Origin of the sequence: Sphingopyxis sp. Geo25, from assembly GCF_949769135.1 — a bacterium.
In the GTDB taxonomy this organism is placed as follows: domain Bacteria; phylum Pseudomonadota; class Alphaproteobacteria; order Sphingomonadales; family Sphingomonadaceae; genus Sphingopyxis.
Genome location: NZ_CATKOZ010000002.1, coordinates 334,032 through 351,784, shown reverse-complemented (window position 1 = coordinate 351,784; position 17,753 = coordinate 334,032). Strand labels below are relative to the sequence as shown.

Genomic DNA, 17,753 nt, shown 5'->3' with positions numbered 1-17,753 from the left:
CGGCGCGCCGATGGCCAGTCCCGGCGCCGCAGGAAGCATCCGGCTCGACAAGCTGCTCTGGTACCTGCGTTTTGCGCGCTCGCGCAGCATCGCGCAGGCGATGGTGGCCGCGGGACATATCCGCCTCGACGGCCGCCGTATCACCCGCCCCTCGGCCGCGGTCCATGCCGGTGCAACGCTGGTGCTGCCCGTCGGCGAGCGCATCGAGGTGATCCGCCTCCTCACCCTCCCCGGGCGCCGCGGCCCCGCGCCCGAAGCGCAGGCCTGCTATATCCGGCTCGATGCCGGAGCACCCGTCGCCTCCATCTGAGCTATCGGCGGCGAAGGAAAAGCTGTCGTCCGAAACCGTCGCCGCTGGCCTACAGAATGAGAGTGATTCGCAACTGACGCTTTGCGTTGACGCGCCGCGTTCGCGCGGCATAGAGGCGGGTCGAACGATCATCCGGACGGCAAGGGTGCCGCCGGCCAAGGGAGCAAAAGCCCATGACCTATGTTGTGACGGACGCCTGCATCCGGTGCAAATATATGGACTGCGTCGAGGTCTGCCCCGTCGACTGTTTCTATGAGGGCGAGAATATGCTCGTCATCAATCCGAACGAGTGCATCGACTGCGGCGTGTGCGAACCCGAATGCCCCGCCGAGGCGATCCTGCCCGACACCGAAAGCGGTCTCGAAAAGTGGCTCGAAGTGAACAGCAAGTTCAGCGCCGAATGGCCGAACATCACGGTCAAGAAGGACAGCCCCGCCGACGCCGACGAATGGAAGGGCGTCGAGGGCAAGTACGAGAACCATTTCTCCGCCGAGCCCGGCGAAGGCGACTGATCGTCGCACCGGCGGCAAGGCAAAGGGGCGGGTCATTCCCGCCTCTTTTCTTTTCGGGGTCGCGATGCGTTCGGCCTCGCGGTGACCCGACCTGCATCGTCATCCCGGACTTGATCCGGGGACCATTCGCGCAGCGACCGGAGAAGTCGATCCCGGATCAAGTCAGGGATCACAAAGGAACGCCCCGATCCGCCGCACGACAATTTGCCCCCTTGAAACGCTCCGTCTTGCCGCCGATGTAGGGCGACGGAGGGGCAGCCCGCCGGTCCTCGGCGCGGCAACCCGATAAATGTAAGGACTTAATCCCGATGATCGATCCGCTGGCCGCCCTTGTTCCCGTCGTCGTCGAACAGACGAGTCGCGGCGAACGCAGCTTCGACATTTTCTCGCGCCTGCTGCGCGAACGGATCGTTTTCGTCACCGGCGAGGTCGAGGACAATATGGCCTCGCTGATCGTCGCGCAGCTCTTGTTCCTCGAATCGGAAAATCCGAAGAAGGACATCTATATGTACATCAACTCGCCGGGCGGCGTCGTCACGGCGGGCATGGCGATCCACGACACGATGCAATATATCCGTCCGCGCGTCGGCACCGTCTGCATCGGCCAGGCCGCCTCGATGGGCAGCTTCCTGCTCGCGGCGGGCGAGCCCGGGATGCGCGTCGCGCTGACGAATGCGCGGGTCATGATCCACCAGCCTTCGGGCGGCGCGCGCGGCATGGCATCGGACATCGAGATTCAGGCCAAGGAAATTCTGCGCATCCGCAAGCGGATGAACGACCTCTATGTCAAATATACCGGCAAGTCGCTGAAAGAGATCGAGAAGGCGATGGACCGCGACACCTTCCTCGAGGCCGACGAAGCCAAGGCCTTCGGCCTTGTCGACCATGTGTACGATCGCCGTCCGGGCCTGCCCGGCGATGAGGCGCCCAAGGAAATCAGCGAAGGCCCGACGCCCTGAGCAACGCGCGGCGCGCCCGGATCAAGCAACGCAGAACGGTCAGTAACCGCGTTTCTTGACGGCTCTTTCGCCGACCTGTGCCAGACCGGATATTGTACCCATGTCACCCAATTGCCATATTGTAATTGGGTGGCCGGGGATTAGGATAAAGGAATCGGCGCCCCATTTGGGTCCGCCAGAGGATATTATATGACCAAATTGAGCGGCTCGGACAGCAAGAGCACTCTTTACTGCTCCTTCTGCGGCAAGTCGCAGCACGAAGTCCGCAAGCTGATTGCCGGACCGACCGTGTTCATCTGCGACGAATGCGTCGAGCTTTGCAACGACATCATCCGCGAAGAGATCAAGGGCGGGGTCGCCGCGCGCAAGGACGGCGCGGTGCCGACGCCGCTGGAAATCTGCCAGCATCTCGACGCCTATGTGATCGGCCAGAACAAGGCCAAGCGCGTGCTGTCGGTCGCGGTCCACAACCATTACAAGCGCCTCGCCAACTCGGGTCGCGGCGAAGACGTCGAACTCGCGAAGTCGAACATCCTGCTCGTCGGCCCGACCGGCAGCGGCAAGACCTTGCTCGCGCAGACGCTCGCGCGTTTTCTCGACGTGCCCTTCACGATGGCCGACGCGACGACGCTCACCGAGGCGGGCTATGTCGGCGAGGATGTCGAGAATATCATCCTGAAGCTGCTGCAGGCCAGCGACTATAATGTCGAAAAGGCGCAGCGCGGCATCGTCTATATCGACGAGATCGACAAGATCAGCCGCAAGGCCGAAAACCCGTCGATCACCCGCGACGTGTCGGGCGAAGGCGTGCAGCAGGCGCTGCTCAAGCTGATGGAAGGCACGACCGCCAGCGTTCCGCCGCAGGGCGGCCGCAAGCATCCGCAGCAGGAATTCCTGCAGGTCGACACGACGAACATCCTGTTCATCGCCGGCGGCGCCTTTGCGGGCCTCGAAAAGATCATCGGCGACCGCCTGCAGGGCAAGTCGATCGGTTTCGGCGCGCATGTCGCTGGGCCGGACGAACGCCGCGCGGGCGAGGTGCTGAAGAATATCGAGCCCGAGGATCTGCTGAAGTTCGGCCTGATCCCCGAATTCGTCGGCCGCCTGCCGGTCATCGCGACGCTCGAGGATCTCGACATCGACGCGCTGGTCAAGATTCTGGGCGAGCCCAAGAACGCGCTGGTCAAGCAGTATAAGAAACTGTTCGACCTCGAGGAAGTGTCGCTGACCTTCACCGACGATGCGCTCATCGCCGTCGCGAAGAAGGCGATCGAACGCAAGACCGGCGCGCGCGGCCTCCGCTCGATCGTCGAGGCGATCCTGCTCGACACGATGTTCGACCTGCCCGACCTCACCGACGTCGTCGAGATCGTCGTCGACAAGGACGTCGTCGAAGGCCGCAAGGATCCGGTGCGCGTCTATGCCGACAAGGCAAAGGAAGCCGGCGACGCCGCCTGAGTCGCGACCGCCTTTTCCGGACATGACGGGGTGCCGCGCGCAATGCGCGGCGCCCCTTTTTGTTGCATTGCAGCAACAGTTCGCCAAAAAAAAGCCGCTCACCCTGTGGATAGTTTGGCTTGGGCCACGGAAATTCGCGCTTTTTTAGCCTTTCGCCGACCGCGCCTCCCCTCCCGGCTTGCACTGTCACAATTGCTGTCACAATCGTGCCACATGCGGGCTTCAGGGGCGCTCGCAGGTCAGGGGCGCCCTTTGTCGCGCGCCAGCCGAACGCACCACCAAGGGGACATCCTGAAATGAAATTCCGTCATACGCTCGCCGCCAGCGCCGCGCTGATTCCGGTCGCGCTGCTCTCCACCCCGGCTTTCGCCCAGTCGACCGGTTCGCAGGACTTCGAAAACGAAATCGTGGTCACCGGCACGGCCACCAACCGCGGCGTCGCCGGCGTCCAGACGCCCGACACCACCAAAGCGAAGGCCGTCCTGACGCAGGAGTTCATCGAACGCCAGGCGCCCGGCCAGACGATCAACGACATCATCAACCAGCTTCCGGGCGTCAGCTTCCAGAACAACGACCCCTTCGGCTCGGCGGGCGGCAAATTGTCGATCCGCGGCTTCGACAACACCCGCATCAACCAGACGTTCGACGGTATTCCGCTGAACGATTCGGGTAACTATGCGCTCTATTCGAACCAGCAACTCGACCCCGAGCTGATCGAGCAGGTCAACGTCAACCTCGGCTCGACCGACGTCGACAGCCCGACCGCCGCCGCGTCTGGTTCGACCGTCAACTATCGCACGCGCACGCCGGGCGAAGAGTTCGGCGTCAAGCTGGTCGGCTCGGCCGGCGACTTTGGCTTCTTCCGCATCTTCGGCATGATCGACAGCGGCGTCCTGACCCCCTGGGGCACGCGCCTGTTCATCTCGGCCAGCAACGCAGAGAATGACACGGTGTTCGGCAACGAAGACCAGCCGGCCTACGCCGCGACGCCGACCACGGCAGCGCGCGCTGCGATCGATTCGCGCACCGGCAAGATCCACAAGCAGCAGTATAACGCCAAGCTTTATCAGCCGATCGGCGATGACGGCGACTTCGTTGCGATCTCTGGCCACTACAACCAGAACCGCAACAATTTCTTCGGTTCGGTCGGCCTTCGCGACGTCCATAACATCGCGTCGAACTTCGTCCCGAACATCTTCCCGCAGAGCAAGGACGACCGTGACTATGGCATCGCCAAGTGCACGATCAACTCGGCCGCGCGCCCGGGTCAGGCAGACGTTGCCAACAGCTGCGGCTCGACGTTCGACGAGCGGTACAACCCCTCGAATACCGGCAATATCCGCGTCAACTCGCGCTTCACGCTGGCGCAGGGCCTCGTCCTGACGGTCGACCCCAGCTTCCAATATGTGAAGGCGAACGGCGGCGGCACGGTCGTCGGCCAGGAAGCGCGCCGCGACGTCAACCCGACCGGCGGCGCCGCAAACTGCAACACCACGCCGAACAGCGCGACGGTGAGCTGCCAGATGGGCTATATCGGCGGCACTCCCTATTATGGCCGCGATCTCAACGGCGACGGCGACCTGCTCGACACCGTCCGCGTCCTCGCCCCCAGCCAGACGCAGACCCGTCGCTACGGCGTCATCGCCGGTCTGCGCTATGAGCTGAACGACGAACACACGTTCCGCGTGTTCTACAGCCTCGACCGCGCACGCCACCGCCAGACCGGCGAAACGGGTTTCCTGCAGGCCAATGGCAAGCCCTTCGACGTCTTCCCGGTCAACGACCCGCTGGCCGATGCGTCGGGCAACGTCCTGCAGAAGCGCGACCGCAAGTCGATCGCGACGCTGAACCTCGTCGGCGGCGAATATCGCGGCGAATTCGGCGCCCTGACCGTGCAGGTCGGCGGTTCGTACAAGATGTTCAAGCGCGACCTGAACAACTATTGCGCGACCTCGAGCGCGACCGGCTTCGTCGAATGCTTCGGCACGAACACCGCTGGCCTGCAGGCCTGGCTGGCAGCGAACCCGACCGTCACCATCGCCCCTGGCGTCACCGCGCCGGTGCAGGGTCCGCAGCAGCGCATCCGCAAGTATAACAAGTTCACGCCGAACGTCGGCCTGACCTTCGACGCGACGGGCGACATCAGCATCTTCGCCAACTATTCGAAAGGCGTTCAGGTCCCGGGTACGGACAATCTCTACAACGCCTTCTATTTCCCGACGGACACCGATCAGGCGAATCCGAAGCCCGAAACCACCGACAATTTCGACGTCGGCGTCCGTTACTCGACGAGCAAGGTCCAGGCGCAGATCGGTCCCTGGTACACGATCTTCCACGATCGTCTCGCTTCGTCGTTCGATCCCGAGACCGAGCGTAACGTTTACCGTAACCTCGGCCGCGTCGACAAATATGGCATCGACGCCAGCGTCTCGTACCGCCCGATCCCCGAACTCTCGGTCTATGCCTTCGGTTCGTACCTGAAGTCGGAAATCAAGGACAATGTCCGTCTCGGCACGTGCGCCGCGGCCGACGTCGCAGCGGGCTTCTATGGCTGTACGGCGGTTGGCCAGCAGTCGTTCGCGCTGACCAAGGGCAAGCGCGAATCGGGTTCGCCGACCTACACCTTCGGCGGTCGCGCCCAGGGCCAGCTCGGCCCGGTCGAACTCGGCGTGCAGGTGAAGCGCACCGGCCCGCGTTACGTCAACGACCAGAACACGCCGCTGTACCAGACGGTCAATGGCGTCGCCAACACGGTCGTCTATGGTGCGAAGGCGCCGGCCTACACGCTGGTCGATCTCGACGCCCGTCTGAACCTCGACTGGGCGGGCTTCGGCGACAAGGTCTATTTCCAGCTCAACGTGTCGAACCTGTTCGACAAGCTCTATGTCGGCGGCTTCGACGGCCAGCTTGCGAACAACTCGGTGCCGTTCGTCCAGATCGGTTCGCCGCGGACCTTCATCGGCTCGATCGTCGTCGGCTTCTAAGCCCCAACGAACGACCAGGAAATCGGGCGCGGGAGGAAACTCCCGCGCCCTTTTTCTTTTGCGGCTATCGACCGGAGGTCGACATCTTCCCATCGTCACCCTGAACTTGTTTCAGGGTCCATGGTCTGCCGTTTCCTTCGGCGCGACGCCGGACGAACGCTCGGTCCATGGATGCTGAAACAAGTTCAGCAGGACGTGAACTGAAAGGCTGGAATCCACCCCGATGCCGCCAAAAGCAGCTCGACCGGCCGGAGCGGCAGGCGGTTCAGTCCGCGGCGATCCGGCGCGCGGTGTCTTGCACAAGCGCGATCATGTTGGGGACGCCCTGCGTGCGGTTCGACGAGAGCTGGCGCGTGAGGTCGAAGGGGGCGAGCGCGGCGGCGACGTCCATCGCCGCGACTTCGGCCGCCGGGCGGTCCTGCACCGCCGCAAGGACCAGCGCGACGATCCCCTTGGTGATCGCGGCATTGCTGTCGGCGAGGAAATGGAGCCGCCCGTCATCCTGCGGCACCGGATAAACCCAGACGCTCGCCGAACAGCCGCGGACCAAGGTCGCGTCGGTCTTGAGCGCGTCGGGCATCGGCTCGAGTTCCCGGCCTAGCTCGATCAGCAGGCGATAGCGATCGTCGCCGTCGAGAAAGTCATATTCTTCGAAGATGTCGGTCAGGCTGCGCATGGCGGCGCCAGTGGCAGATTTGGGGGGCGGAGGAAAGGGCTTTGCCCCTCGCCTCAATGCTCGTCATGCTGGCTGCGGCCATGGTTTCGCTGTGTCAGCATACATGGCCCCCGCTCTCGATATTCGCCGCGCTTGGGGGGCTCCGGCCATGGACCCTGAAACAAGTTCAGGGTGACCATGAGAAATGGGTGGTTACAGGTCGACCCCCGCCGCGATGGCTTCGAGCTTGCGCAGCCGTTCCTTGAGGTCGGCGATCTCGATCCGCGATCCGGCGTGCGGGACGGCGGGGTCGTTCGCCGCGGGACCGTGGCCCGCCGCGAGTTCCTCGCGCTTCAGCTGGATCCAGTCGCGCCAGCCGCGGAGCGCCGCAAGGCTGATGATCGACAGCGCCGAAAGCGCGACCGCCGCCGCGATCAGGTTGGTGGCGAGGTCAGACGTCATGGTGCCCATGGGTTGGCTCCTTCTTCGTCAAAGTCTCAGGGGAGGGACCGGTCGCGCAGGCTCTCGATTTCCTGGTCGAGCGTGACCGCGCGGTTATTGTCGGTGGCGATGCGTTCGAGCACCTGGATGCGCTCCTTGAGCGCTCGGATCTCTGCCTGCAGCGCCCTGGTCTCGGCTTCGGTCGCGGCGTTGTTCGCGACATAGACTTCATTCCCGTGGCGATCGCGGCGCACGCCATATTTCGCGCGGACGATGCTGCCGATGGTCACGATGAGGACGATGCCGATGACCATTTCAAAGGGGTTCATGGGGGGATCCTTTCGCTTCTTTCTTGTCGTTGTCAGTTGAGCGGCGCGTCGCGCAGCTTTTCGATCTCTTCGGCGACATCGACACCGCGATCGGTGGCGATGCGTTCGAGGACGCGGACGCGGGCTTCGAGCCGTTCGGTCTGCGCCGCATATTGCGCCGCCTTCTCGGCGGTCATTTCCGACTGCTTTTCGATCATCTTCTGCTGGTGCTTGGTCCAGATGAACAGCCCCCCGACGATGAACGGCGCGAGCGGGATCAGCGCGTAGATCATATTTTCCATGATATGTTCCTCAGTTCGCGGGGCGCCGCAGCGCCTCGATCTCATGGCTCAGCCGATGCCCCTCGTCGGTGACGATGCGCTCGATCACTGCAAGGCGGTCCTTGACCGAACCCAGTTCGGCGCGGAGCTGGGCATTTTCCTGGCTGACCAGCTTGACGCGCTCGATCGTCTCGTCGCTCGTCTTGGGATAGATCGCCTTGCCCCAGCTGTTTTCGAGCGGATAGCCGTTCTTGACGCGAAGCCAGGTGGTGAAGACCCAGCCGCCAACCCCGGCCAGGCCGACAACGGCTGCAACGGGGGCGATGGTGTTGAGCAATACGAGATCCATTGTCGTCAATCCTCTCAGCGCAGACGGTCGATCTGGTCGGCGAGCTGCGCGGCCTGGCCGTGATTGTCGGTCGCGATGCGTTCGAGCACCGAAATGCGTTCCTCGAGCCGGCCGATCTGGCCGACGAGTCTGGCATTCTCGTCCGTGAGCAGCGTGATTTTTCGATCAGCGTCGACGTCGGTTCGATGAACCGTGCCGCCCCATTCATTCTCAACGGGATAGCCGTGCTTGGCGCGGATCCAGGTGGTGAACATCCAGCCGCCGATCGACAGGGCGATGATGGCGAGGACGAAAGCAGGACCACCGAAGTTCATTCTTATTCTCCCTGTTGCCCGTCAGTCGATCTGCGCGCCGATTACCGGAGAGCGTCGATCTCGTCGGCGAGACGGCGGTTGTGGCTGGTGTAGTAGAGTTCGATGTCGGCGAGCCGGCGGTCGATGTCGCGAAAGCGCGAGCGGATGTCGCGGGTCGAGGCGCTGGGGTTCGAGCGCACGCCCTGCCAGAACTTCGCCTCCTCGTTCGATCCGTAGAGCGCGAAGGGCTTGGGCGTTCCCATCCAGGCGACCATCCAGTAGGCGATCAGCGTCCAGGGGAACCCGCCCATCAGGGTCAGGAGGACCGCGCCGACGCGAACCCAGAGGACGTCGATCCCGCTATAATCCGCGATCCCGGCGCACACACCGCTCCACTTGGCGTTCTGTTTGTCGAGGTAGAATTTCGTGCGGCTGGCAGACATCTTCAGTTCCTCCGGCTCGTGCTGTTGTTTTCGAGTTGCGCCAGCTCTTCATCGCTCCGCACCGAAGGGCGGAAGTCGGGATGGTCGGCGCTGATGATGCGTTCGACGGTGTGCAGGCGGTTTTCGAGCCGGCGCGCCGTGTCGTAGAGTTCGTCGAGCAGCTGCTCATCCTCTCCGGTCAGCGTCTTGGCCTGCTTCCACTTGGTGATGTAGTGGAGGATCAGCCAGGGCAGACCGAGGAAGAGGGTGCCAATGACGATCGGGACAATGATCACTTCTTCCATCGGTCCGGCTCCTTACTTCTTGCCCTGCGCGGCCTTCAGCGCGGCGAGTTCGTCGGCGACCTTGTCGGCGGCCTGCAGGTCGGCGATTTCCTCGTCGAGCGACTTCTTGTAGCCGAGGCCGAGCGCATCGGCGCGGCCTTCGGCTTCGTCGACGCGGCGTTCGAGGATCTCGAAGCGCGAGAAGGCATCCTCGACGCGGTCACCGTTGGTCATCTCGCGCAGCTTGTAGCGGTTCTCGGCGCTTTCGAGGCGGTTGACGACGCTCGACTGGCGCGCGCGCGCTTCGCTCAACTTCTTCTGCAGCTTGGCGATATCGGCTTCATAGCCCTGCAGCGCGTCGTCGAGGACGGCGATCTCGGCCTTCAGCTTGTCGGCCATGTCGCCGGCCTTCTGCTTTTCGACGAGGGCGGCAGTGGCGAGATCTTCGCGGTCCTTCGACAGCGCGAGTTCGGCCTTTTCCTTCCAGCTGTCCTGCAGGCTTTCGAGCTTGGCGATATGGCGGCGCATTTCCTTCTGGTCCGCGATCGTGCGGGCGGCGGAGGCGCGGACTTCGACGAGCGTTTCGTTCATCTCGAAGATGATCTGGCGGATCATCTTTTCGGGATCTTCCGCGCGGTCGAGCAGGTCGGTGACGTTGGCGGCGATGATGTCGCGGGTCCGTGAGAAAATACCCATTTGGAAACTCCTGTCGAAACTTGGTCCTAAGAAATGCTGGTGCCGGGGCGGGGCAAGGGGGGAGAGTGCCCCGGCACCAGTGTTCGGTCAGGCCAGATGGCTGACCGCCGGGGTTGCCGCAGCGATGTCGTAAAGGACTTTCGGCTGGTCGATCACGCCGACGAAAATAGCCAGCGCTCCGAACGCGCTGAGCGCGAAGGTGGCGGCTTGGGCAAACATCGTCTTCATGGGTTCTACCTTCCCTTTTTCGCTGCACCGGAGCGATGTGCGCCGGCTCGTGAATATCACTGCAGGAGGCGTGCCAATTGCCCGCAATGGCAGAAAAGCGCCAAACTTGACGCAGAAACCTCGCCTCGCCGCGAATTGACTTGCCATTCAGCGGGAAAATTTGCCAATGATTGGGAATGGAACGCGAAACGCAGTTCATCGGCCAGTCGGCGGCCTTTCAGGATGCGGTCGACCGCGCGAGCCAGGCGGCGACGCTCGACCGCCCGGTGCTCGTCATCGGCGAGCGCGGCACCGGCAAGGAACTGATCGCCGAACGCCTCCATCGCCTGTCGGCGCGCTGGGACCGCCCCTATGTGATCATGAACTGCGCCGCGATGCCCGAGACGCTGATCGAGAGCGAGCTGTTCGGGCATGAGGCGGGCGCCTTTACCGGCGCGACCAAAACGCGCGCCGGACGCTTCGAAGAGGCCGACGGCGGCACGCTCTTCCTCGACGAGCTGGCGACGATGTCGATGGGGGCGCAGGAGCGGCTGCTGCGCGCGGTCGAATATGGCGAGGTCACCCGCGTCGGCTCGTCGCGCCCGATCCGCGTCGACGTCCGCATCGTCGCGGCGACCAACGAGCACCTGCCCGCACTGGTCGAAGACAACCGCTTCCGCGCCGACCTGCTCGACCGGCTCTCGTTCGAGGTCATCACCCTCCCCCCGCTGCGCGCGCGCGAGGGCGATATCGAGGTGCTCGCCACCTACTTCGGCCAGCGCATGGCGGCGGTACTCGGCTGGGAGGAATGGCCCGGCTTCGGCCCGCGCGCGCTGGCGGCGATGGAGGGCCACGACTGGCCGGGCAATGTCCGCGAGCTGCGTAACGTCATCGAGCGCGCCATCTATCGCTGGGCCGATCCCGAGCGGCCGGTCGACGCGCTGAGCTTCGATCCCTTCGCGAGTCCCTGGCAGCCGGTCGTCCGCAAGGCGACGGCCAAACCGGCAGCGGCTGCCGCGGCGAGCGAAGGCCCCCCCACCGCCCCCGAACCGCAATCCGGCCCGGTCAGCGACCTGCGCGCCGCGGTCGACGCCTATGAAAAGCAGATCTTGGCCGACACGATGGCGCGCTGCCGTTTCAACCAGAAGGTCGCGGCCGAGGCGCTGGGCCTCAGCTACGACCAGATTCGCCATGCACTAAAAAAGCATGGCCTGAATCGGTAACGCCGCCCTTCCGTTTTTCGTCACCCCGGACTTGATCCGGGGTCCATTCATCCTGGCGCTGGAACGATGGATCCGCGATCGAGTCCGGGATGGCGACAGGAAGGGGTTACTCCCCAGGCAGCTGTTTGCTCAGCGCCTCGATGATCGCCGCCTGCGCCGACGCCGTGTCGGCAAGCCGGTCACGCAGAGCGTAGATGTCGGGAAGGCCGTCGACCGCTTCGTCGATGCTGCGCTCCAGATAAAGCCGGTCGATGTCCGCCAGCGCCTCGGTCAGCGGCGCCCGCGCGGCGACGAGACGCGAGATCGCCTGCTGCGCGACGACCCAGCGTTCGCTCGCGACCGGCGCGCCCGCAGCCGCCGCAACCGCCGAGGCTGCCGCGCCGCGCTCGGAGGCGAAAGCCTGCTGGGCAGCGGTCGAATCGGCCTCCCACCGCCCGAGCCGGCCGGCAAGGTCGGTGGGCAACGGCCCGGGGGGCGTGACCGCGACCGACGGCGGGACCACTTCGAACCGCCCTTCAACCGCGCGCTTGGCCAGCGACGGCGCCGGTCCGCCCGCTCCTGGCCCGCCGGCGCAGGCGGACAGGGTCAGGGCAGCCATGACAGGCAGGAATAAGGAGGCGCGCTTCATTGCCACCCCTGATATGGGGCGCGTGCGCAGGCGGCAAGTGCCGAATCGGAATCCCCGGAGCCAACTTGGCTTCGCTGCATTATCAGTTAAAAAGCACGGAAATATGCGGTTGACAGCACGAACGGAGATCGCTAGGTGCGCGGTCTTTCCCGCTTGCTGGAAAATTCGCCTGCTTTGGCGGGTGACCGGCAGCGCGGGTGTTCTAGTTTCTGATTGGATGGAAGACCATGTTCGCAATCGTGCGCACGGGCGGAAAGCAGTATCGCGTTGCCGCCGGAGACAAGATCGCCGTCGAGAAGATCGAGGGTGAAGCCGGTGACACCGTGTCGCTGGGCGACGTCCTGCTGGCCGGCGACGGCGGCGAGGTGAAGGACGCCAAGGGCCTCACCGTCTCGGCCGAGATCATCGCGCAGACCCGCGGCGAAAAGGTCATCGTGTTCAAGAAGCGCCGCCGGCACAACTACCGTCGCCGCAACGGCCACCGCCAGTCGCTGACGCTGCTGCGCATCCTTGCCGTCGGCGAAGCCAAGAAGGCCGCACCGAAGAAGGAAGCCGCGCCGAAGGTCGAAGAAGCCGCCGCTGCTCCCGCCGCCGAAAAGGCTGCCTCGCCGAAGAAGGCCGCTGCCCCCAAGGCCGAGACCGCCGAAAAGAAGCCCGCTGCCAAGAAGGCGGCCCCCAAGAAGGAAGCCTGAGCGCGGTAACGCAGCTCGGCCCCTCAAGCGAAGTAAGGAGTTTAGGTCATGGCACATAAGAAAGCAGGCGGTTCGTCGCGCAACGGTCGCGACTCGCAGGCCAAGCGCCTTGGCGTGAAGAAGTTCGGCGGTCAGGAAGTGATCGGCGGCAACATCATCGTGCGCCAGCGCGGCACCAAGGTGTACGCGGGCGTCAACGTCGGCATGGGCAAGGACCACACGCTGTTCGCCACCGCCGACGGCCGCGTCCGATTCCACGATGGCAAGCTTGGCCGCAAATATGTGTCGGTCGACGCCATGGCGGAAGCCGCCGAATAAGGGCGATCTTGCACGGGTCGCCCATCAAGGGATGACCCGGAGCTGTCCTTTCCGCCCCAAGCGGAAACAAGGTTCGAAAAGAGGGAGACGGGTCACCCCCGGACTCCCTTTTTTCTTGTCCGCCGTCGATTGCCTCGGTTCCGGACGCGAAAACAGGGCCATCCATCTCCCTCGGGCATCGACTGTCGTCAAAGAGTCACCATGTGGCGGCTAGGGCGACAGGCAAATGGGAGTGATAAGAATGTTTGCGCGTACCGAAAGATTGTTGCTGCGGCCCGGCTGGCAGGAAGACGCCCCCGCCCTCGCGCGGGCAATCGGCGAAGAGGCGGTCGTGCGGAACCTTGCCCGCGCGCCCTGGCCCTATGGCGAGGAAGAGGCGCAGAAGTTCCTGAACCAGCCGATCGACCCGACCCAGCCACGCTTCCTGATCTTCGCCCGCACCGTTGGCGCCCCGCGCCTTGTCGGCGGCTGTGGTATTTCACCCGGCCCCGAGGGCGAGCTCGAAATGGGCTATTGGATCGCGCGTCCCTATTGGGGTCTCGGTTTCGCGACCGAAGCCGGGCGCCAGCTGCTGCGGATTGCCCGCGCGATGCACCTGCCGAAGCTGTCGGCTGGGCATTTCGTCGACAATCCGGCATCGGGCGCGGTGCTGCGCAAGCTCGGGTTCCGGCCGACCGGCAAGGTCGCGCAGCGCTATAGCGTCGCGCGCGGCGGCGAGGCGGCGTGCGCGCTGTTCGAGGAAGGCGACGGGGACGGCAGCAATGCCGTCACCCCCATGCGCGGCCGGATCGACATCGATGCCGACTTTCGTGAGGAAATCCGCCTGATCGCGGCCTGAAGAGACGCCCGATCCGAATCGTCGAGCGACCGCTTAGGGGTGGTCTCCAGACCGTCCCCTATTTCCGTTCGTGTCGAGCGAAGTCGAGACACCCATCGAAGCAGCGCCTGGACCGAGGGGCATCTCGACTTCGCTCGAGGCGAACGGGATTAGTTAGGGCCTCTACCGGCCGGATCCGGACGACGCGATCAGAAGCTCGTTACCCCCGCAATTTCCCCGCCATGCCGATGATGTCGTCGAGCGGATTGCCGTCGCCGTCCATGTCGAGCATCTTGCCAAGGCCGCCCAGCCCGCCGCCTGACGCGCCACCGCCGCCAAGCACGCTGCCGAGCATTCCGCCGAGGCCGCCCGACGAGCCGCCACCGCCGAGCGCGCCGCCGATCAGATCGCCGAGACCGCCGCCGCCCTGCTGCCCCTGCCCGCCCTGCTTCGCCATATAGCCCGCGACCATCATCGCGAGGATCGGCAGCATCTGCTTGAGCAGGCCGGCGCTGATCCCCGTCTGTCCGGCCGCATGGTCGGCGACCGACCGGCTGACATCCTTCGACCCGAAAATCTGTCCGAGCACGTCGTTACCCTGCTCAACCGGGGTCGGCTGCGAGCCAAGCACCGAATCGAGCAGCCCGCCGCCGCCGAGCTGGCTGAGCAAACCGCCGAGGCCTTCGATCCCGCCGCCGCCCTGCGCCTGCTTCTTGAAGCCGCCGAGGATCGCGGGAAGCAGCGCTTCGGCGCCCTGCTGCGCCACGCCGGGCGGAACGCCCAACTCCTTCGCCATCGATTCGATACCACCGGCTTGCGCCAATATGTCGGCCAGATTCATGCCAAGTCTCCCACTTCGGCACGCGATCCAGCCATGCCGATAGGCGCCAGCATAGCCCCGTCGGGGAGCCAGGAGGAGTCGTTCATTTCGCTGTCATTTACAAATGCATAGGTCCATCCTGTGGCCCCGCGACTCGCCCCGGTCGGGATGGCCGCGCATCTTAGTGGGAGTGAAAAGATGAGCATTTTCGGCAAGATCAAGGACGCGATCTTCGGCAAGAAGGCCGAGGCCGCAGAACCCGCCGCCCCGTCGGCATCGGCGAGCGCGATCGGCGCCGCGGTCGGCGCCGCGACGAGCGCGATGGCCGCCGCGGCCGAAACCCCCGCCGCGATCAGCGAGGTCGATGTCGAGGCGATTCTGAGCGCCGAAGCGGCGAAAGCGGGCCAGCCGCTCAACTGGCGCACCTCGATCGTCGACCTGATGAAGCTGCTCGGCATCGATTCGAGCTTCGACAACCGCAAGGAGCTGGCGACCGAACTCGGCTACACCGGCGCGCTCGACGGCAGCGCCGAAATGAACATCTGGCTGCACAAGGCGGTGATGCGCGAACTCGCCGCGAACGGCGGAAAGGTACCCGCCGACCTGACCGACTGACGGACGGTCCATAAATTTCGACGGGGGTCGGGAAGGCAGACGCTTTCCCGGCCCCTTTTCATTGACCCATGCGCTTCGCCGCCTAGACAGGTTTCAACAGAAACAAAATCGCCCGAGGGAGCCTTCCGTGTCCGACCTGCTTTCCACCTCCTTCAGCCGTCGCCAGACGCTCGCCGCGCTCGGCGCCAGCGCCGCGGGTATTGCCATTGCGGGGCGGGCGGCCGCCGAAACCGTCGCGACCGCGGCACGCGCGAAGTCGCCTGCCACGGCGCTGCTCGATTCGATCGCCGACAATCTCCTCGCCCTCTCGCCCGAGGGCGCCACCGGGCTCGGCATCGACACCGGTGCGCGCGCAGCAATGCGCGGCCAGCTCGGCGACCGGTCGGCCGCGGGGCAAAAGGCCATTGCCGACACGCTGAAGGCCGACGTCGCGCGCATCCGTGCTTTCAGGACCGACGGTCTCGACCATGCGACGCGCACCAGCCTCGCGGTCGTCGACAGTGCCTACAGCGTGGCGATCGACGGCTTTGCCCAGCCCTATGGCGATGTCGCGGTCGGCGGCTGGCGCAACACGCCCTATGTCGTGATCCAGAATGTCGGCGCCTATCTCGACATTCCGAAGTTCCTCGACAGCGACCATCCGGTGAAGAGCGCCGCCGACGCCGAAGCCTATCTCGCCCGCCTCAATGCCTTTCCGGGCGTGCTCGACGGCGAGACCGAACGCCTCAAAGCCGCGGGCGGCCAGGGCCTCATCGCCCCCGCCTTTCTGATCGACAAGGCGGTGAAGCAGCTCGAGGCGACGCTCGCCGACGCGAAGGCGGGCGGCGGGATGGTCGAGAGCCTCGTCACCCGCACCGCCGCGGCGAAGATCGCGGGCGAATGGGCGGCGCGGTCGTCGAAGATCGTGCAGGGGCCGGTCGCGGCGGCGCTCGAACGCCAGCTCGCCGAGTTGAAGGCGCAGCGGCCAAAGGCGACGATGGACGCCGGCATGTGGGCGCGTCCGCATGGCGACGAATTCTATTCCTGGGCGCTCCGCGCCTCGACAACGACGCGCATGACGCCCGATGAGGTCCATGCGATGGGCCGCGAACAGCTTGCCGAATTGCACGGCCAGATGGACCCGATCCTCAAAAAGCTCGGCTATACCAAGGGCTCGGTCGGCGACCGGATGAACGAGCTGGCGAAGGACCCGCGCTTCAAATTCCCCGACAATGATCAAGGCCGCGCCGAGATCGTCGCCTATATCCAGACCTGGCTCGGCAAGATCCGCGCCCAGCTGCCGCGCGCCTTCCGCACGCTGGTGAAGGGCAATGTCGAGGTGAAGCGGCTGCCGCTCGCCGAGGAACCCGGCGCGCCCGCGGCCTATGGCGGCGCGGGGTCGATCGACGGCAGCATTCCGGGGCGCTTCTGGATCAACCTGCGCACGACCGAGCTGCACAGTAAATATTCGCTGCCCGACCTGACGATGCACGAGGCGATTCCCGGCCATGCGTGGCAGGGCGAATATGCCCACTCGATGCCGCTTATCCGCACGATGCTCGCGTTCAACGCCTATAGCGAGGGCTGGGCGCTCTACGCCGAACAGCTGGCGGACGAACTGGGCCTCTATGATGATTTCGAGGTCGGGCGTTTGGGCTATCTCCAGTCGCTGGCCTTCCGCGCCTGCCGCCTCGTCGTCGACACCGGCATTCATGCGAAGCGTTGGACGCGCGAGCAGGGGGTCGACTTCTTCGTCAAGGAAAATGGCTCGAACCCGCTCGAGGTTTCGAGCGAGGTCGACCGCTATTGCAGCTGGGTCGGGCAAGCGTGCGGTTACAAGGTCGGCCACAGCGAGATCGTCCGACAGCGCGGCCGGGCGCAGGCCGCGCTGGGGACGAAATATGACCTCCGCGATTTCGACGACACCGTGGTCAAGGGCGGCAACGTGCCGCTCGACGTGCTCGCCAAGAATGTCGACGAATATATCGCAGGCGCGACGGGCTAGACCTGCGGAAGCGGCGCGAGGTCGGGCTCGACGTACCCACGCCGCGCCGGGACCGAGAAGAGCCGTTCGCGGCTGTAGAAGCGCAGCGGCCAGTCGCGGCGACCGACGTCGGAGAGCAGCATCGCGTTGACACGCTCGGCAAGGCCCGTTGCGGCGGTCTCCGACAGGAAGAGCCGGACGCCCGCGACATAGGCGCGGGTGATGCTGTCGTGATAACCGTTGTGGTCGTCGTTCACGCCGCCGACGCTCTCGTTGAAGCCGCGGATGATGTTCGCAATCTCGGCATCGACGTCGATGTCCGGGCGCTCGGAAAGCAGCCAAAGGCAGGCCCCGAGATGCGCTTCGTGTGTCCACGCCTCGCGCGGCAAAGTGCGTGCGAGCAGGCCGGTGCCGATCGCGCGGATCTCATCGTCGCCGGCAAACAGGCGGGCTGAATAGTCGGTAGTCATCTTTCCGGTCCTTCCGGGTGAATGAGCACCCGGAAGAGATCCGGGTCG

At 64.9% G+C, this 17,753-nt stretch carries 24 protein-coding genes; 11 read left to right on the top strand and 13 right to left on the bottom strand.

Features of this window, described 5'->3' with window-relative positions; genetic code table 11:
• The first annotated feature begins 10 nt into the window (after positions 1-10).
• The 5 genes from QOL68_RS08925 to QOL68_RS08905 all read left to right on the top strand — a co-directional run bounded on the left by QOL68_RS08925 (position 11) and on the right by QOL68_RS08905 (position 6,223).
• Positions 11-310 carry an RNA-binding S4 domain-containing protein gene (locus tag QOL68_RS08925; RefSeq protein ID WP_204991855.1) on the top strand — a complete coding sequence of 100 codons (300 nt, stop codon included), beginning with the start codon at positions 11-13 and terminating at the stop codon, positions 308-310.
• Between the two features lie 173 nt (positions 311-483).
• A complete protein-coding gene (gene fdxA, locus QOL68_RS08920) occupies positions 484-822 on the top strand; it encodes a ferredoxin FdxA (protein ID WP_058455019.1) in 339 nt (112 codons plus the stop codon).
• A 308-nt stretch (positions 823-1,130) separates the two neighbouring features.
• Complete coding sequence (gene clpP, locus QOL68_RS08915) at positions 1,131-1,781, top strand: ATP-dependent Clp endopeptidase proteolytic subunit ClpP (protein ID WP_204991856.1); 651 nt, start codon at positions 1,131-1,133, stop codon at positions 1,779-1,781.
• 189 nt (positions 1,782-1,970) lie between these two features.
• Positions 1,971-3,239, top strand: a complete 1,269-nt coding sequence (clpX, locus tag QOL68_RS08910; RefSeq protein ID WP_058455017.1) for an ATP-dependent Clp protease ATP-binding subunit ClpX — start codon at positions 1,971-1,973, stop codon at positions 3,237-3,239.
• Between the two features lie 296 nt (positions 3,240-3,535).
• Complete coding sequence (locus QOL68_RS08905; RefSeq protein ID WP_058455016.1) at positions 3,536-6,223, top strand: TonB-dependent receptor; 2,688 nt, start codon at positions 3,536-3,538, stop codon at positions 6,221-6,223.
• Positions 6,224-6,488: 265 nt separating this feature from the next.
• Here QOL68_RS08905 and QOL68_RS08900 read toward each other — a convergent pair whose 3' ends face one another.
• The 10 genes from QOL68_RS08900 to QOL68_RS08855 form a co-directional block, all read right to left on the bottom strand.
• Positions 6,489-6,899 (bottom strand): SufE family protein, encoded by a 411-nt coding sequence (locus QOL68_RS08900; RefSeq protein WP_204991858.1) that lies wholly within the window; start codon positions 6,897-6,899, stop codon positions 6,489-6,491.
• Between the two features lie 192 nt (positions 6,900-7,091).
• Entirely contained in the window at positions 7,092-7,349 is a 258-nt protein-coding gene (locus QOL68_RS08895) for a hypothetical protein (protein WP_282948800.1), read from the bottom strand.
• Positions 7,350-7,375: 26 nt separating this feature from the next.
• The gene (locus tag QOL68_RS08890; RefSeq protein ID WP_058455014.1) at positions 7,376-7,648 is read right to left on the bottom strand and encodes a hypothetical protein; all 273 of its coding nucleotides are present in this window, start codon (positions 7,646-7,648) and stop codon (positions 7,376-7,378) included.
• A 32-nt stretch (positions 7,649-7,680) separates the two neighbouring features.
• On the bottom strand, positions 7,681-7,929 hold the full coding sequence (locus tag QOL68_RS08885; RefSeq protein WP_058455013.1) for a hypothetical protein: 249 nt from the start codon (positions 7,927-7,929) through the stop codon (positions 7,681-7,683).
• A 10-nt stretch (positions 7,930-7,939) separates the two neighbouring features.
• Complete coding sequence (locus tag QOL68_RS08880; protein ID WP_204991861.1) at positions 7,940-8,257, bottom strand: hypothetical protein; 318 nt, start codon at positions 8,255-8,257, stop codon at positions 7,940-7,942.
• 14 nt (positions 8,258-8,271) lie between these two features.
• Positions 8,272-8,571: a hypothetical protein gene (locus tag QOL68_RS08875; protein WP_204991862.1), complete on the bottom strand. Its 300-nt coding sequence runs from the start codon at positions 8,569-8,571 to the stop codon at positions 8,272-8,274.
• Positions 8,572-8,612: 41 nt separating this feature from the next.
• Positions 8,613-8,993 carry an envelope stress response membrane protein PspC gene (pspC, locus tag QOL68_RS08870; RefSeq protein ID WP_054731198.1) on the bottom strand — a complete coding sequence of 127 codons (381 nt, stop codon included), beginning with the start codon at positions 8,991-8,993 and terminating at the stop codon, positions 8,613-8,615.
• 2 nt (positions 8,994-8,995) lie between these two features.
• Positions 8,996-9,277, bottom strand: a complete 282-nt coding sequence (pspB, locus tag QOL68_RS08865; protein WP_058455010.1) for an envelope stress response membrane protein PspB — start codon at positions 9,275-9,277, stop codon at positions 8,996-8,998.
• Between the two features lie 12 nt (positions 9,278-9,289).
• Positions 9,290-9,952 carry a phage shock protein PspA gene (pspA, locus tag QOL68_RS08860; RefSeq protein WP_282948809.1) on the bottom strand — a complete coding sequence of 221 codons (663 nt, stop codon included), beginning with the start codon at positions 9,950-9,952 and terminating at the stop codon, positions 9,290-9,292.
• Positions 9,953-10,039: 87 nt separating this feature from the next.
• Positions 10,040-10,180, bottom strand: coding sequence for a hypothetical protein (locus QOL68_RS08855; RefSeq protein WP_156416522.1), 141 nt, complete (start codon positions 10,178-10,180; stop codon positions 10,040-10,042).
• A gap of 176 nt (positions 10,181-10,356) precedes the next feature.
• On the opposite strand from QOL68_RS08855, the gene pspF reads away from it, so the two are divergent.
• On the top strand, positions 10,357-11,382 hold the full coding sequence (gene pspF / locus QOL68_RS08850; protein WP_282948812.1) for a phage shock protein operon transcriptional activator: 1,026 nt from the start codon (positions 10,357-10,359) through the stop codon (positions 11,380-11,382).
• Positions 11,383-11,488: 106 nt separating this feature from the next.
• On the opposite strand, the gene QOL68_RS08845 is transcribed toward pspF, so the two are convergent.
• The gene (locus QOL68_RS08845; protein WP_282948814.1) at positions 11,489-11,980 is read right to left on the bottom strand and encodes a hypothetical protein; all 492 of its coding nucleotides are present in this window, start codon (positions 11,978-11,980) and stop codon (positions 11,489-11,491) included.
• Between the two features lie 257 nt (positions 11,981-12,237).
• Here QOL68_RS08845 and rplU point away from each other — a divergent pair, with 257 nt between their 5' ends.
• The 3 genes from rplU to QOL68_RS08830 all read left to right on the top strand — a co-directional run bounded on the left by rplU (position 12,238) and on the right by QOL68_RS08830 (position 13,858).
• Positions 12,238-12,702, top strand: coding sequence for a 50S ribosomal protein L21 (gene rplU / locus QOL68_RS08840; protein ID WP_282948816.1), 465 nt, complete (start codon positions 12,238-12,240; stop codon positions 12,700-12,702).
• Positions 12,703-12,750: 48 nt separating this feature from the next.
• Positions 12,751-13,020 carry a 50S ribosomal protein L27 gene (gene rpmA, locus QOL68_RS08835; protein WP_058455005.1) on the top strand — a complete coding sequence of 90 codons (270 nt, stop codon included), beginning with the start codon at positions 12,751-12,753 and terminating at the stop codon, positions 13,018-13,020.
• A 241-nt stretch (positions 13,021-13,261) separates the two neighbouring features.
• Positions 13,262-13,858 carry a GNAT family N-acetyltransferase gene (locus tag QOL68_RS08830; protein WP_204991867.1) on the top strand — a complete coding sequence of 199 codons (597 nt, stop codon included), beginning with the start codon at positions 13,262-13,264 and terminating at the stop codon, positions 13,856-13,858.
• A gap of 199 nt (positions 13,859-14,057) precedes the next feature.
• Here QOL68_RS08830 and QOL68_RS08825 read toward each other — a convergent pair whose 3' ends face one another.
• Complete coding sequence (locus tag QOL68_RS08825) at positions 14,058-14,678, bottom strand: DUF937 domain-containing protein (RefSeq protein ID WP_282948820.1); 621 nt, start codon at positions 14,676-14,678, stop codon at positions 14,058-14,060.
• A 177-nt stretch (positions 14,679-14,855) separates the two neighbouring features.
• Between QOL68_RS08825 and QOL68_RS08820 the strand changes: the two genes are divergently transcribed.
• The gene (locus QOL68_RS08820; protein WP_282948822.1) at positions 14,856-15,272 is read left to right on the top strand and encodes a DUF3597 domain-containing protein; all 417 of its coding nucleotides are present in this window, start codon (positions 14,856-14,858) and stop codon (positions 15,270-15,272) included.
• A 127-nt stretch (positions 15,273-15,399) separates the two neighbouring features.
• The gene (locus tag QOL68_RS08815; RefSeq protein WP_282948824.1) at positions 15,400-17,256 is read left to right on the top strand and encodes a DUF885 domain-containing protein; all 1,857 of its coding nucleotides are present in this window, start codon (positions 15,400-15,402) and stop codon (positions 17,254-17,256) included.
• Here QOL68_RS08815 and QOL68_RS08810 read toward each other — a convergent pair.
• Positions 17,253-17,705: a hypothetical protein gene (locus QOL68_RS08810; RefSeq protein WP_282948826.1), complete on the bottom strand. Its 453-nt coding sequence runs from the start codon at positions 17,703-17,705 to the stop codon at positions 17,253-17,255. The genes QOL68_RS08815 and QOL68_RS08810 overlap by 4 nt on opposite strands.
• Positions 17,706-17,753: the final 48 nt, after the last annotated feature.

Excerpts from the sequence above, each read along its gene's own strand:
- QOL68_RS08925 (WP_204991855.1), top strand. The coding sequence starts at position 11 with ATGGCCAGTCCCGGCGCCGCAGGAAGCATCCGGCTCGACAAGCTGCTC.
- fdxA (WP_058455019.1), top strand. The coding sequence starts at position 484 with ATGACCTATGTTGTGACGGACGCCTGCATCCGGTGCAAATATATGGAC.
- clpP (WP_204991856.1), top strand. The coding sequence starts at position 1,131 with ATGATCGATCCGCTGGCCGCCCTTGTTCCCGTCGTCGTCGAACAGACG.
- clpX (WP_058455017.1), top strand. The coding sequence starts at position 1,971 with ATGACCAAATTGAGCGGCTCGGACAGCAAGAGCACTCTTTACTGCTCC.
- QOL68_RS08905 (WP_058455016.1), top strand. The coding sequence starts at position 3,536 with ATGAAATTCCGTCATACGCTCGCCGCCAGCGCCGCGCTGATTCCGGTC.
- QOL68_RS08900 (WP_204991858.1), bottom strand. The coding sequence starts at position 6,899 with ATGCGCAGCCTGACCGACATCTTCGAAGAATATGACTTTCTCGACGGC.
- QOL68_RS08895 (WP_282948800.1), bottom strand. The coding sequence starts at position 7,349 with ATGGGCACCATGACGTCTGACCTCGCCACCAACCTGATCGCGGCGGCG.
- QOL68_RS08890 (WP_058455014.1), bottom strand. The coding sequence starts at position 7,648 with ATGAACCCCTTTGAAATGGTCATCGGCATCGTCCTCATCGTGACCATC.
- QOL68_RS08885 (WP_058455013.1), bottom strand. The coding sequence starts at position 7,929 with ATGGAAAATATGATCTACGCGCTGATCCCGCTCGCGCCGTTCATCGTC.
- QOL68_RS08880 (WP_204991861.1), bottom strand. The coding sequence starts at position 8,257 with ATGGATCTCGTATTGCTCAACACCATCGCCCCCGTTGCAGCCGTTGTC.
- QOL68_RS08875 (WP_204991862.1), bottom strand. The coding sequence starts at position 8,571 with ATGAACTTCGGTGGTCCTGCTTTCGTCCTCGCCATCATCGCCCTGTCG.
- pspC (WP_054731198.1), bottom strand. The coding sequence starts at position 8,993 with ATGTCTGCCAGCCGCACGAAATTCTACCTCGACAAACAGAACGCCAAG.
- pspB (WP_058455010.1), bottom strand. The coding sequence starts at position 9,277 with ATGGAAGAAGTGATCATTGTCCCGATCGTCATTGGCACCCTCTTCCTC.
- pspA (WP_282948809.1), bottom strand. The coding sequence starts at position 9,952 with ATGGGTATTTTCTCACGGACCCGCGACATCATCGCCGCCAACGTCACC.
- QOL68_RS08855 (WP_156416522.1), bottom strand. The coding sequence starts at position 10,180 with ATGAAGACGATGTTTGCCCAAGCCGCCACCTTCGCGCTCAGCGCGTTC.
- pspF (WP_282948812.1), top strand. The coding sequence starts at position 10,357 with ATGGAACGCGAAACGCAGTTCATCGGCCAGTCGGCGGCCTTTCAGGAT.
- QOL68_RS08845 (WP_282948814.1), bottom strand. The coding sequence starts at position 11,980 with ATGGCTGCCCTGACCCTGTCCGCCTGCGCCGGCGGGCCAGGAGCGGGC.
- rplU (WP_282948816.1), top strand. The coding sequence starts at position 12,238 with ATGTTCGCAATCGTGCGCACGGGCGGAAAGCAGTATCGCGTTGCCGCC.
- rpmA (WP_058455005.1), top strand. The coding sequence starts at position 12,751 with ATGGCACATAAGAAAGCAGGCGGTTCGTCGCGCAACGGTCGCGACTCG.
- QOL68_RS08830 (WP_204991867.1), top strand. The coding sequence starts at position 13,262 with ATGTTTGCGCGTACCGAAAGATTGTTGCTGCGGCCCGGCTGGCAGGAA.
- QOL68_RS08825 (WP_282948820.1), bottom strand. The coding sequence starts at position 14,678 with ATGAATCTGGCCGACATATTGGCGCAAGCCGGTGGTATCGAATCGATG.
- QOL68_RS08820 (WP_282948822.1), top strand. The coding sequence starts at position 14,856 with ATGAGCATTTTCGGCAAGATCAAGGACGCGATCTTCGGCAAGAAGGCC.
- QOL68_RS08810 (WP_282948826.1), bottom strand. The coding sequence starts at position 17,705 with ATGACTACCGACTATTCAGCCCGCCTGTTTGCCGGCGACGATGAGATC.